The sequence below is a fragment of the Pseudomonas sp. BP8 genome (genome assembly GCF_017875955.1).
Lineage (GTDB): Bacteria > Pseudomonadota > Gammaproteobacteria > Pseudomonadales > Pseudomonadaceae > Aquipseudomonas.
The window spans coordinates 5,100,446-5,112,605 of sequence record NZ_JAGINK010000001.1; the positions used below are offsets into that span (position 1 = coordinate 5,100,446).

General features: G+C 63.5%; 10 protein-coding genes. 4 read left to right on the forward strand and 6 right to left on the reverse strand.

The genetic code is table 11. The features are described from left to right. Positions 1 to 247: 247 nt before the first annotated feature. Positions 248 to 1,321, reverse strand: a complete 1,074-nt coding sequence (gene mtnA / locus J3B00_RS22310) for an S-methyl-5-thioribose-1-phosphate isomerase (RefSeq protein ID WP_209872060.1) — start codon at positions 1,319 to 1,321, stop codon at positions 248 to 250. Between the two features lie 109 nt (positions 1,322 to 1,430). Here mtnA and J3B00_RS22315 point away from each other — a divergent pair, with 109 nt between their 5' ends. The 4 genes from J3B00_RS22315 to J3B00_RS22330 all read left to right on the forward strand — a co-directional run bounded on the left by J3B00_RS22315 (position 1,431) and on the right by J3B00_RS22330 (position 5,069). Continuing rightward, positions 1,431 to 2,753, forward strand: coding sequence for a TRZ/ATZ family hydrolase (locus J3B00_RS22315; protein ID WP_209872063.1), 1,323 nt, complete (start codon positions 1,431 to 1,433; stop codon positions 2,751 to 2,753). Positions 2,754 to 2,817: 64 nt separating this feature from the next. Beyond that, entirely contained in the window at positions 2,818 to 3,516 is a 699-nt protein-coding gene (gene ubiG / locus J3B00_RS22320; RefSeq protein ID WP_209872065.1) for a bifunctional 2-polyprenyl-6-hydroxyphenol methylase/3-demethylubiquinol 3-O-methyltransferase UbiG, read from the forward strand. A gap of 2 nt (positions 3,517 to 3,518) precedes the next feature. Continuing rightward, positions 3,519 to 4,190 (forward strand): N-acetylmuramic acid 6-phosphate phosphatase MupP, encoded by a 672-nt coding sequence (gene mupP, locus J3B00_RS22325; RefSeq protein WP_209872068.1) that lies wholly within the window; start codon positions 3,519 to 3,521, stop codon positions 4,188 to 4,190. Positions 4,191 to 4,328: 138 nt separating this feature from the next. Further along, positions 4,329 to 5,069 (forward strand): YciK family oxidoreductase, encoded by a 741-nt coding sequence (locus tag J3B00_RS22330; protein ID WP_209872070.1) that lies wholly within the window; start codon positions 4,329 to 4,331, stop codon positions 5,067 to 5,069. Between the two features lie 68 nt (positions 5,070 to 5,137). Here the strand turns inward: J3B00_RS22330 and J3B00_RS22335 are convergent, their stop codons facing one another. The 5 genes from J3B00_RS22335 to J3B00_RS22355 all read right to left on the reverse strand — a co-directional run bounded on the left by J3B00_RS22335 (position 5,138) and on the right by J3B00_RS22355 (position 11,967). After that, positions 5,138 to 5,923: an iron-containing redox enzyme family protein gene (locus J3B00_RS22335; protein WP_209872072.1), complete on the reverse strand. Its 786-nt coding sequence runs from the start codon at positions 5,921 to 5,923 to the stop codon at positions 5,138 to 5,140. A gap of 39 nt (positions 5,924 to 5,962) precedes the next feature. Continuing rightward, complete coding sequence (locus J3B00_RS22340) at positions 5,963 to 8,419, reverse strand: EAL domain-containing protein (protein WP_209872074.1); 2,457 nt, start codon at positions 8,417 to 8,419, stop codon at positions 5,963 to 5,965. A gap of 154 nt (positions 8,420 to 8,573) precedes the next feature. Next, positions 8,574 to 10,406, reverse strand: coding sequence for an ABC transporter ATP-binding protein (locus J3B00_RS22345; protein ID WP_209872076.1), 1,833 nt, complete (start codon positions 10,404 to 10,406; stop codon positions 8,574 to 8,576). Next, positions 10,399 to 11,031: a DsbA family protein gene (locus tag J3B00_RS22350; RefSeq protein WP_209872079.1), complete on the reverse strand. Its 633-nt coding sequence runs from the start codon at positions 11,029 to 11,031 to the stop codon at positions 10,399 to 10,401. The genes J3B00_RS22345 and J3B00_RS22350 overlap by 8 nt, the downstream gene beginning before the upstream one ends. Positions 11,032 to 11,034: 3 nt before the next feature. Beyond that, a complete protein-coding gene (locus tag J3B00_RS22355; protein ID WP_209872083.1) occupies positions 11,035 to 11,967 on the reverse strand; it encodes a rhodanese-related sulfurtransferase in 933 nt (310 codons plus the stop codon). Positions 11,968 to 12,160: the final 193 nt, after the last annotated feature.

The following is a 12,160-nucleotide window of genomic DNA, read 5'->3' on the forward strand; positions in this document are numbered from 1 at the left end:
GCCGCAGCGCACAGTGGTGCGACGACTTACGACAAATCAATAGGTTGTGCCTTGGATCTGCGCAATGAAGACCGCAACAATGGGCGGCCTTGGAAACTGCCGGATGGTATCACATAGGCGGTGTAGATGGGAGATATGGCAGGTTGCCGCTTGATGAGCAGGATTGAGTGTGTAAAGCAGGCTTTGCGGGTGTTTTCGCGATCGTGCCTGGCTTGAGCTTGCTGGGGCCGCTGCGCGGCCCCAGCTTTTAATGCAACCGCTTGCGACACATGAGTTGAGCGAGCTTGGCAGTGTCAGGGCGTTCGACAACGCCCTTTTCGGTCACGATCACATCAACCAGATCAGCCGGGGTCACGTCGAACACCGGATTGAACACCTCGACATCAGCCGCCATCCGCAGCCCAGCCACATCCAGCAGCTCATCGGCATCACGCTCTTCCAGCGGTATATCATCGCCAGTCGCCAGGTTCAGGTCGATGGTGGTGCTCGGTGCCACCACCATGAAGCGCACGCCGTGGTGCATGGCGGCGACCGCCAGTTGGTAGGTACCGATCTTGGCGGCTACATCACCATTGGCGGCGATGCAATCGGCACCGACCACTACCCAGGTGATGCCCTTGACCTTCATCAGGTGGGCCATCGCCGAGTCGGCGCACAACGTCACCGGGATGCCTTCCTGGGCCAGTTCCCATGCGGTCAGCCGCGAACCCTGCAGCCAGGGCCGGGTTTCGCCGGCATACACGCGCTCGACCATGCCCTCGAGGAACGCCGCGCGAATCACCCCCAGCGCGGTACCAAAGCCACCGCTGGCGAGGGCGCCGGCATTGCCGTGGGTAAGCACGGTCTGCGCGTTGCCCTGGTGGCGGCGAATCACGTCGATGCCGTACTGGGCCATGGTCAGGTTGGCTTCGCGGTCGCTCTCGTGAATCGCGATTGCCTCGGCCTGCATGACCGCCAGCACGTCTTCGTCGCCGCGCAGGCGCTGCAGCCGGTCGCGCATGCGGTTGAGCGCCCAGAACAGGTTGGCGGCGGTCGGCCGCGCCTCGGCCAGGCTGAGATAGTCTTCCTCGAGGGCGTGCTCCCAGTCGTCTTCTGCCAGGCGCTCGCGCAGGGCCAGCACCAGCCCGTAGGCCGCCGCGATACCAATGGCCGGCGCACCACGCACCACCATCGAGCGGATCGCTTCAACCACCTGGGCCACATCGTCGCAGGGCAGCCAGCGCTCCTCCGACGGCAGCAGGCGCTGGTCGAGCAGATGCAGGGTGCCGTCACGCCACTGGATGCCGGTCACCTTCTCCGCCGCCAAAAGTCGCTCGCGCATCGCCTCTCCCTGTCGTTCGGTCATCAAAAGCCGGCGATTATAGCGACCCTCAGCCGCGGACGCTCGGGTATACTGCGGGTTCCGCCCAAACGTTGCAGGTAGCCGCCGCATGCCCACATCCACGACCCCCCTCGACCTGCTGCTGGTGCCGGCGTGGCTGGTACCCGTGGAACCGGCCGGAGTGGTCCTGGAAGGCCATGCACTGGGCCTGCGCAACGGCCTGATCGCCTGGATCGGCCCGCGCGAGCGGGCACCCGCCGCCACTGAGGTGCGCGAGCTGCCCGACTGCCTGCTGTGCCCCGGGCTGATCAACGCCCACGGCCACGCCGCCATGAGCCTGTTTCGCGGGATGGCCGACGACCTGCCACTGATGACCTGGCTACAAGAGCACATCTGGCCGGCCGAGGCGCGTTGGGTCGACGAGGGTTTCGTCCGCGATGGCATCGACCTGGCCATCGCCGAGCAGATCAAGGGCGGCATCACCTGTTTTGCCGACATGTACTTCTATCCGCGCGAAGCCTGCGACCGGGTCCACCACAGCGGCATGCGTGCCCAGGTCGCGGTGCCCCTGCTGGACTTCCCGATCCCCGGTGCGCGCACGCCCGATGAGGGCCTGCACCTGGCCATCGAGCTGTTCGGCGACCTGCGCCACCATCCACGCATCACCGTCGCCCTCGGCCCTCACGCGCCGTACACGGTCAATGATGAAAACCTGGAGAAGATCCGGGTCATCGCCGACCAGCTCGACGCGCCGCTGCACATGCACATCCACGAAACCTCCAGTGAGGTCGAGCAAGCGCTCGCCGAGCACGGCGAGCGGCCGTTGATGCGCCTGGCCCGGCTGGGTTTGCTCGGGCCGAATTTGCAGGCCGTGCACATGACCCAGATCAGCGACGACGACCTGGCGCTGCTGGTAGAAAGCAACACCAGCGTGATCCACTGCCCCGAGTCCAACCTCAAGCTGGCCAGCGGCTTCTGCCCGGTGGAACGCTTGTGGCAGGCCGGCGTCAATGTCGCGATCGGCACCGACGGTGCGGCCAGCAACAACGACCTCGACTTGCTCGGCGAAACCCGCACCGCCGCCCTGCTGGCCAAGGCAGTGGCCGGCTCGGCCTCGGCGCTGGACGCTCATCGCGCCCTGCGCATGGCCACCCTCAACGGTGCCCGTGCACTGGGCCTGGAGGCGAGCATCGGTTCGCTGGAAGTCGGCAAGGCCGCCGACCTGGTCGCCTTCGACCTGTCAGGCCTGGCCCAGCAGCCGGTGCACAACCCTGTTTCACAATTGATCTACGCGACCAGCCGCGACTGCGCGCGGCATCTCTGGGTAGCCGGCGAGCAGTTGCTCGATGAGGGTCGCCTGACCCGCATGGACGAAGCCGCCCTGACGGCCACTGCCCGCGCCTGGGGCGCACGTATCGCAGGCAACGAATGAGCGGCCGGCAGCCACGGCTGCCGCCCTGTGACACCTTTTATCGAAGATTCTGAGGATTTGTTCAATGAGCAACGTCGACCACGCCGAAATCGCCAAGTTCGAGGCCCTGGCCCATCGTTGGTGGGACCGTGAAAGCGAGTTCAAGCCGCTGCACGACATCAACCCGCTGCGGGTCAACTGGATCGATGAGCGGGTCAGCCTCGCCGGCAAGAAGGTCCTCGACGTCGGCTGTGGCGGCGGCATCCTCAGCGAGGCGATGGCTCTGCGCGGGGCGACCGTGACCGGTATCGACATGGGCGAGGCGCCGCTGGCCGTGGCCCAGCTGCACCAGCTCGAGTCGGGCGTAGAAGTCCAGTACCGGCAGATCACCGCCGAGGCCCTGGCCGAAGAAATGCCCGAGCAGTTCGACGTGGTCACCTGCCTGGAGATGCTCGAGCACGTGCCCGACCCTTCCTCGGTGATCCGCGCCTGCTACCGCATGGTCAAGCCCGGGGGCCAGGTGTTCTTCTCGACCATCAACCGCAACCCCAAGGCCTACCTGCTGGCCATCATCGGCGCCGAGTACATCCTCAAGATGCTGCCGCGCGGCACCCACGACTTCAAGAAATTCATCCGCCCGTCCGAGCTCGGCGCCTGGAGCCGCGTGGCTGGCCTGGAAGTAAAAGACATCATCGGCCTGACCTACAACCCGCTGACCAAGCACTACAAGCTGAGCAGCGACGTTGACGTCAACTACATGATCCAGACTCTGCGCGAGGAATAAGCATGCGTTTGCGAGCAGTACTCTTTGACATGGACGGCACGTTGCTGGACACCGCGCCGGACTTCATCGCCATCTGCCAGGCCATGCTCGCCGAGCGCGGCCTGCCGGCGGTCGATGACAAATTGGTGCGTGACGTGATCTCCGGCGGCGCCCGCGCCATGGTTGCCGCCACCTTTGCCATGGACCCCGAGGCGGATGGCTTCGAGGCCCTGCGCCTGGAGTTTCTCGAGCGCTACCAGCGCGATTGCGCGGTGCACAGCAAGTTGTTCGACGGCATGGCCGAGCTGTTGGCGGATATCGAGAAAGGCGGCCTGATCTGGGGTGTGGTGACCAACAAGCCGGTGCGCTTCGCCGAGCCGATCATGCAGCGCCTGGGGCTGGCCGAGCGTTCGGCCTTGCTGATCTGCCCGGACCACGTGAAGAACAGCAAACCTGACCCGGAGCCGTTGATCCTGGCCTGCAAGACCCTCGACCTCGACCCGGCCAGCGTGCTGTTTGTTGGCGACGACCTGCGTGACATCGAGTCGGGACGCGACGCCGGTACGCGTACGGCAGCGGTGCGCTACGGCTATATTCATCCTGAGGACAACCCCAACAACTGGGGCGCCGATGTGGTCGTGGATCACCCGCTGGAGCTGCGCAAGGTGCTTGATAGCGCGCTTTGCGGCTGCTGATCGGGGTGTATCAGTGCCGGCCTCTTCGCGGGGCAAGCCCGCTCCTACAGGACTTGTGTATCAGCCAAATCCTGTAGGAGCGGGCTCGCCCCGCGAAGAGGCCCTGCAGACCGCAACAGAATTCAAAGGATTAGTGCCATGTTCGACTACACCGCCCGCCCCGACCTGCTCTCAGGCCGGGTCATCCTGGTCACCGGCGCTGGCCGTGGCATCGGTGCCGCTGCCGCCAAGGCCTATGCCGCGCTCGGCGCCACCGTCCTGCTGCTGGGCAAGACCGAAGCCAACCTCAACGAGGTCTATGACGAGATCGAAGCCGCCGGCCACCCACAGCCGGTGGTGATCCCGTTCAACCTGGAAACCGCCCTGCCCCACCAGTACGACGAACTGGCAGTAATGATCGAGAACGACTTCGGCCGCCTCGACGGCCTGCTCAACAACGCCTCGATCATTGGTCCGCGCACGCCGCTGGACCAGCTCTCGGGCGACAATTTCATGCGCGTGATGCACATCAACGTGAATGCCACGTTCATGCTGACCAGCACCTTGCTGCCGCTGCTCAAGCTGTCGCAGGACGCCTCGGTGGTGTTCACCTCCAGCAGCGTCGGGCGCAAGGGCCGGGCCTACTGGGGTGCGTATGGGGTGTCAAAGTTTGCTACCGAAGGGCTGATGCAGACCTTGGCTGACGAGTTGGAAAATGTCGCGCCAGTGCGCTCCAACAGCATCAACCCGGGAGCCACCCGCACGGCGATGCGGGCGTTGGCGTATCCGAGTGAGAATCCGCAGGACAATCCCCTGCCGGAAGAGATCATGCCGGTGTACCTGTACCTGATGGGGCCTGACAGCAAGGATGTGAACGGGCAGGCGCTGAACGCTCAGTAGAGTCTGTAAGTTTAGAAGCTGGGGCTGCTTTGCGGCCCCGGCGCCTTAACTGACTAGCATCGTCTCCCTTAGCCCGCCGCCAACCCCAGGCGGGCTCGGCTGGGCTGGCGCTGCTCCAGCTGCATGCACCGCTCAAGGAACAGGTACATGCAGTCATAGCTCTTGCACACCGCCTTGCGCAGCTCGGCGCGCAACAGCGGCGTCGGGCTCTCCCCCACCAGCGTGCAGATGATCTCAAGCGCCTCCCACGGGTGCGCATCGTCATACTGGGCATGCATCTTCAGCCATTTCATCGCACGTTTGCGGGTTTCTTCAGGGAAGCCTTGCGCATAGGTATCGCCGGCACAAACCACTGCCGACCACTCCCCAGTCGCGCCCTCGATGGCGTAGTTGGTAGCCGCCATGGCAATCGCCAGCGACTCGGTGGTACACACCCGCCAACACCAGTCATTCAAGCCATTGAGCTCAGGCGGTACCTCCTGCGCCTGCAGATCACCGACGGTGACGCCGTGGGCGTGGCACCACTGCACCCAGTAGTCGGCATGGTTGAGCTCGACACGGATATTGCGCATCAGCCAGCGCCGCGCCATGTCTTCGCCAGGGTGCCGGGCAAAACGGGTCTTGGTCAGGTTTTGGGCCATGTACAAGGAAAACTGCTCGACTACCGGCCAGCCACCGATCAGGTACTGGCGGATGGTCGCCGGCCGTAGCTGGCCGTCGCGCAGGCGCTCATACAGCTCATGCTCAACCACCCGCCGCTTGCTCTCGCGGCACTCTTCGATCATCTGTTGCGCCCACAGCGGGTAACTGGCGGGATCCATCAATGGCCCGATCCGAATGAATGCATCAATCACTGTCAGCTCCTTGATTCCCTGTGATTTTGCCTACAGCTCTCAGCGAAACGTCCCTGGCGCCCTTTGCAGTAACGGCCGTGCAGCAATGCGTTGACGCTGCAGACTGTCGCAGGTGAACACCTGCGGCCGTTCGATCAGGTAGCCCTGGGCGTAATCCACGCCTATTTCCTGCAGGGCCTGCTCGATCAATGGCGTCTCGACAAACTCGGCAATGGTGCGTTTGCCCATGACGTGGCCGATGTGGTTGATCACTTCAACCATAGCCCGGTTAATCGGATCATCCAGCATGTCTTTGACAAAACTTCCGTCGATCTTCAGGAAGTCCACGGGTAAATGCTTCAAATACGCGAACGACGACATTCCGGCGCAGAAGTCATCCAGCGAGAACCGGCAACCCAGGCCCTTCAATTCATTGATGAAGCGAATCGCACTGCCCAGGTTGGAAATGGCGATGGTTTCGGTAATTTCGAAACAGATCATCCGCGGTGGAATATCAAACTCGACGAATAATTGCTGAAGGTACTGAAGAAATTCATCGTCACCGATGCTCGAACCCGAAAGATTGATCGCGCACATGGCCAGCGGCCCTTGGCGCCTCTCGTTGAGGCATTGGCGAATCACCTGGAACACGTTGCGCACCACCCAGCGATCCAGCGTGGTCATCAGCCCATAGCGCTCGGCGGCCGGGATGAAACTGTCGGGCAGGATAGTCCGGCCGTTCTCATCGTGCAGGCGCAGCAGGATCTCGATATGCCCGGGGCCCTCCTGGGCCGTGAGCGGGGCGATTTCCTGGGCGTACAGGCAAAACCGGTTTTCTTCGAGGGCTACCTGCAGGCGCTGGATCCAGGCCATTTCGCCAAAGCGCAGGGACAACTCGCTGTCGTCGGCGTGATAGACCTGAACGCGGTTGCGGCCCTTCTCCTTGGCCATGTAGCAGGCCATGTCTGCCGCGCGCAAGGACGCCTCAAGGGTGCTGGGCAGTTGGGAAAGATGCACCAGGCCGATGCTCACGCTGGTAATGAACGGCCGGCCCTTCCAGACGAAGTGCAGGCCCTGCACGGCCTGGCGCAGTTGCTCGGCGATGCGCTCGGCCTGGTCGGGCGGGCAGTTCTCGAGCAGCACGCCAAACTCGTCGCCACCCAGCCGCGCCAAGGTGTCGCCTTCGCGCAGGGCTGCCAGCAACACCGCGCAGATATGCCGGAGCAACTCGTCACCCGCCGCATGCCCACTGGTGTCGTTGACCAGCTTGAACTGGTCAAGGTCGAGGAACATCAGCGAGTGGCGGCCAGGTTGGCGCGCCAGGCTGTTGAGCGCCTGTTCCAGGCGATACTCGAACTCGCGTCGGTTGGCCAGCCCGGTCAGGGCATCGTGAGTGGCCTGCCACGACAGGTTGGCGATGTACTGGCGCTCGCGGGTCATGTCGTGCAGCACCAGGACGATGCCGCTGACCTGCCCGTCGCTGATGATCGGCGAGCCGACCAGGGTGACCGATACCGTGCTGCCGTCCAGGCGCTGGATCAACCGGGCGTGCTCGGCACCGCCCTTGAGGCAGCCACTGAGGACCTGCTCGACCAGGCTGCGACTGTCGAGCTCGGCCTGCTCGTCGATCAGGCTGAACAGTGCGGTCAACGGCAGGCCTTGAGCGGGGCCGGCCTGCCAGTGGGTGAGCTGCTCGGCAGCCGGATTCATGAAGACAATGCTGCCCTCGACATCGGCGGTGATCACCGCGTCACCGATCGACTCCAGGGTGATCTGCGCCCGCTCTTTCTCGGCTTGCAGGGCACTGGCGAAGGCCTGGCGCTGGACGAGCAACTTGCTTGAGCGGCGCCAGGCCATGCTGATCAGGAACAACGCAGTCACCAGGTTGAGGATCAGCAAGATATTGAGAAACATCCGCGAGCCTTCGCCCAAGGCATTGCTGAACGCCTTGGCGGCGGGCGTCACGCCTTCGTTGATACTGACGATGCGCGCTTTCCACGCGCTCACTTGCTGCGGGCTTGGCTTGCCGTTGGCATAGGTAGCGCGCATTTCGTCGGCGAGCAGGTCGAGCTGGCGCAGGTAGTCATCACCGATGTCCCAGTAAGCGATGGCTTTCTGCATATAGCTGATGGTGTGGAAGTTACGGTAGAACCAGATGATCCGTTCGACATCCTCGGGGTGGTTGCCGCCCTGCAGGATGCCCTGGCGTGCAGCCTCGAGGTCGGGTGTCGGCTGGTCGAGGGCGACGCGCAGGCTGTGGTCGCCCTGGGGCACGGCAATCGCCTGGCGATAGCGCGCATAGGTGCGTTCGTCAGGGTTTTCGGCGTACAGGTTGATGTAATAGATGGCGTCTTTCTGCGCCTTCGACCAGAGGCTTTCGCCGGCCACATAGGCGCGGACCGCCGATAGCGTGTAAAGGCTGAGACTGGCCAGCAGGACCTGGAGAACCACAACGGCGACAAACGGCCAGATGATGCCCAGAAGCCTAGGCGCTTCGCGAATACGAGTTCCCTTCATGGAGTCCCTGTCACGTCGGCTGATAAGGCAAAAATCGACCCAGACATGCACAGCGTAGGCCATTTGCCATAGCCGTGATGGGGATTTTGATGACAACGAATATTGCCGATATCGCGGCCGCTGCGGTGCAAACCATTCTGCGTTGGCAGGACGCTCAGGTCTGCTGCAGATGCCCATACAACTTGGCATACAACCCACCATCAGCAATCAGTTGCTGGTGGTCGCCATCCTCGGCCACGTGCCCGCCATCGAACACCAGCACGCGGTCTGCCTGCTTCACCGCCGACAGCCGGTGGGCAATGATCAAGGTGGTGCGGCCACTGAGAAAACGCGCCAACGCCTGATGCAGGTTGTACTCGGTGGCGGCATCCAGGGCGGAGGTCGCTTCATCGAGGATGACCACCTTGGGCTCGGCGAGGATCATCCGGGCAATCGCCAGCCGCTGGCGCTGACCACCGGACAAGCGCACGCCACTGCGCCCCACTACGCTGTCCAGCCCTTGCGGCAGGCCCGCGATGGTGGCGTCCAGCTGGGCGATGCGCAGCGCCTGCCAGCAGGCTTCGTCGGTGCAGTCGCGGCCCATGGTCAGGTTGGCGCGTACGGTATCGTTGAACAGCGAGGGGTGCTGCAGCACCACCGCGACGTTCTCGCGCAGGGTCTCCAGGCCGATTTCCTGCAAACTGGCACCGCCAAAGCGGATGGTCCCAGCCTGCGCGGTATACAGGCCCAGCAGCAATTGCACCAAGGTGCTCTTGCCGCCACCACTGGCGCCGACGATCGCAACCTTTTCGCCAGGGGCGATCGACAGGTCGAGGTGCTCCAGCACGGGTTCGTCGGAATAGGCGAAACGCAGGTCGCGCACTTCGATGCTGACCGTTTCGCGCCCGCTGAACGGATCGCTGGCGGCCGCATATTGCGGCTCGTCTTCACGCGCCAGCAGCTCGTTGAGCCGGCTCAGCGCGCCACCTGCGGCGTAATAGGCGTACTGCAGGTTCAACAGCTGCTCGACCGGGCCGATCATGAACCACAGGTAGCTGAACACCGCCAGCATCTGGCCAATGGACAAGTCGGAGAACAGCACGGTGAGCATCGCCGCCGCGCGGAAAATATCGATACCAAACTGGAACAACAGCCCGCTGGCGCGCCCACTGGCATCACTTTTCCACTGCGACGCCACGGCATAGTCACGCACTTCACGGGCGCGCAGGCCCAGCCGGCCAAGGAAATAACCCTGGCGATTGCCGGCGCGGACCTCCTGAATGGCGTCGAGGGTTTCCGTCAGCGCCTGGGTAAAGCGTGCGGTGCTGTCGTTCTCGAGCTTTTTCAGGTGCTTGACGCGCTTGCCCAACTGCACGGTGAAATAGATCACCAGCGGGTTGAACAGCAGGATCAGCAAGGCCAGCTGCCAGTGCATCCAGATCAGGATGGCCGCAGTACCGGTCAGGGTCAGTACCGCTACCAGAAAGCGGCTGAGGGTTTCGCCGACAAACTTGTCCAGGGTATCCAGGTCGGTGACCAGGTGGGTGGTCACCGTGCCGCTGCCGAGGCTTTCGTATTCCTTGAGCGAGATACGCTTGAGCCGCTCGATCAGACGAATCCGCAAGCGGTACACGATGTCCTTGGCCAACCCGGCGAACAGCTTGGCCTGGACCACGTTGAAGCCGAGCGCACAGACCCGCAGGCAGAAGGTGGCAGCGAGCATCAGGCCGATGTAGCCGGCGGCCTGCTGCCAGTCGGTCGGGAGAAAATTGTTCATCCACTTGAGCGCAGCGTCGCCGTTGCCCAGCAGCACTTCATCGACCAGCAACGGCAGCAGCAAGGGGATCGGTACGCTGCATACCGCGGCGAGTACAGCGACCAGGTTGGCCGTCCACAGCGCTTTGCGGTGATGCAGGGCCAGGCGGCGGATCTCCGCCCAGCTCAGCCGATCAGGCACAGCCTGGGGCTTCCCTGGCACAGGGTCGGGCGAGCCGGGCAGGTCAAGCACAGGCGGCCTGCTGCAGCCAGCGGGCCAGCAGCGGCTGCAGGCGCTCGAGCGGCTGATAACCATTGGTCAGCAGCGCCAGTTGGCCATTGCGTTCGGCCAGCAGGGTTGGGAAGCCGGCGATGCCGAGGTCTTGCACCCAGCTGAAATCAGCGGCCGTGGCGGCGCGGGTTTCGCTGCGGATCAACGCTTCGGAAAAGCCCAGCCGGTCGAAACCGGCCTGTTCGGCGAGATCGACCAGTTGCGGTGCGCGGGTAACGTCCAGGCCTTGCTCGTAAAAACCGCGCTGGATCAAACCGAGCAAATCCCAGACCCGCTCGGCGTCCAGCTCACGTGCTGCGACCAGGGCGCGGCAGGCCGGCTCGGTGTCATAGACGAAGCCTTCGGGCAGGGCGCCGTCGAAGCGGAACGTCTGCCCGCTGGCTTCGGCGACCGCCTGCCAGTGTTCAAGGATGTAGCGTCGGGTCGAGGCGTCCAGCGCCGTGCTGGCCGAGCGCAGGCCGCCCGGCACCAGGCGGGTGGCCACGCCGGCTGCCTGCGCCTGGGCGATCAGGGCCTCGGCCACGGGTGCGAAACCCCAGCACCAGGAGCACATCGGGTCCATCACGTAGAGCAGGCGTGCAGTCATGCATCAGGCCTCGGCTTTGTAGTTGAAGCCGATCGGGTGAGGCTGGTTACGCGCCTTGGCCAGTTCAATCTGCTTCTGCCGGTCGATGGCGCTGCGTCGGGTCTTCTCGCTCAGGCTGTCCCAGCAATGCGGGCAGCTGACACCGGGCGAGTAGTGTTCGGACGCACGGTCCTCCACGTTGATCGGGTGACGACAGGCGTGGCACTGGTCGTACTCGCCTTCGCTGAGGTCATGGCGCACCGTGACGCGGTTGTCGAAGACGAAGCAGTCGCCATCCCACAGGCTTTCTTCCTGAGCGACTTCCTCGAAGTATTTGAGGACGCCGCCTTTAAGATGATAGACCTCCTCGAAGCCTTCACCGAGCATGTAGCTGGAGGCTTTTTCGCAACGGATGCCACCGGTGCAGAACATCGCCACCTTCTTGTGCTTGCTCGGGTCGAAGTTGGCCTTGATGTACTCGGGGAACTCGCGAAAGCTCTCGGTCTTGGGGTCGAGCGCGCCCTTGAAGGTGCCGATGGCCACTTCGTAGTCGTTACGGGTGTCGATCAGCAGCACTTCGGGGTCGCTGATCAGGGCGTTCCAGTCCTTGGGGTCGACGTAGGTGCCGACCTTGTGGTTAGGGTCTACGCCGGGCACGCCGAGGGTGACGATCTCTTTTTTCAGCTTGACCTTGGTGCGGTAGAACGGCTGGTCGTCGCAGTACGACTCTTTATGGTCGATGTCTACCAGGCGCGCGTCGCTGCGCAGCCAGGCGAGCAGGCCATCGATGCCTTCACGGGTGCCCGACACGGTGCCGTTGATGCCTTCGAGGGCAATCAGCAAGGTGCCTTTGACGCCGTTGTCGAGCATGGCCTTGAGCAATGGCTCGCGCAGTTCGAGGTAGTCTTCCAGGGTGACGAATTTGTACAGCGCCGCCACGACGATAGCTTGGGACATGAATGTGTTTCTCCAGGTGGTCACCCTCGTAAGGGGCGGACCGGAATGACAGTGATCAGTTACGGATGGTCGGGGGCGCTTTGCGCCCCTTTCGCGACACAAGGCCGCTCCTACAGGAATCGCGCCGCTCTATTGAACGGTGCAGTACCTGTGGGAGCGGCCTTGTGTCGCGAAAGGGCCGCAAAGCGGCCCC

Excerpts from the sequence above, each read along its gene's own strand:
- J3B00_RS22315 (WP_209872063.1), top strand. The coding sequence starts at position 1,431 with ATGCCCACATCCACGACCCCCCTCGACCTGCTGCTGGTGCCGGCGTGG.
- ubiG (WP_209872065.1), top strand. The coding sequence starts at position 2,818 with ATGAGCAACGTCGACCACGCCGAAATCGCCAAGTTCGAGGCCCTGGCC.
- J3B00_RS22355 (WP_209872083.1), bottom strand. The coding sequence starts at position 11,967 with ATGTCCCAAGCTATCGTCGTGGCGGCGCTGTACAAATTCGTCACCCTG.
- J3B00_RS22330 (WP_209872070.1), top strand. The coding sequence starts at position 4,329 with ATGTTCGACTACACCGCCCGCCCCGACCTGCTCTCAGGCCGGGTCATC.
- J3B00_RS22340 (WP_209872074.1), bottom strand. The coding sequence starts at position 8,419 with ATGAAGGGAACTCGTATTCGCGAAGCGCCTAGGCTTCTGGGCATCATC.
- mtnA (WP_209872060.1), bottom strand. The coding sequence starts at position 1,321 with ATGCGCGAGCGACTTTTGGCGGCGGAGAAGGTGACCGGCATCCAGTGG.
- J3B00_RS22350 (WP_209872079.1), bottom strand. The coding sequence starts at position 11,031 with ATGACTGCACGCCTGCTCTACGTGATGGACCCGATGTGCTCCTGGTGC.
- mupP (WP_209872068.1), top strand. The coding sequence starts at position 3,519 with ATGCGTTTGCGAGCAGTACTCTTTGACATGGACGGCACGTTGCTGGAC.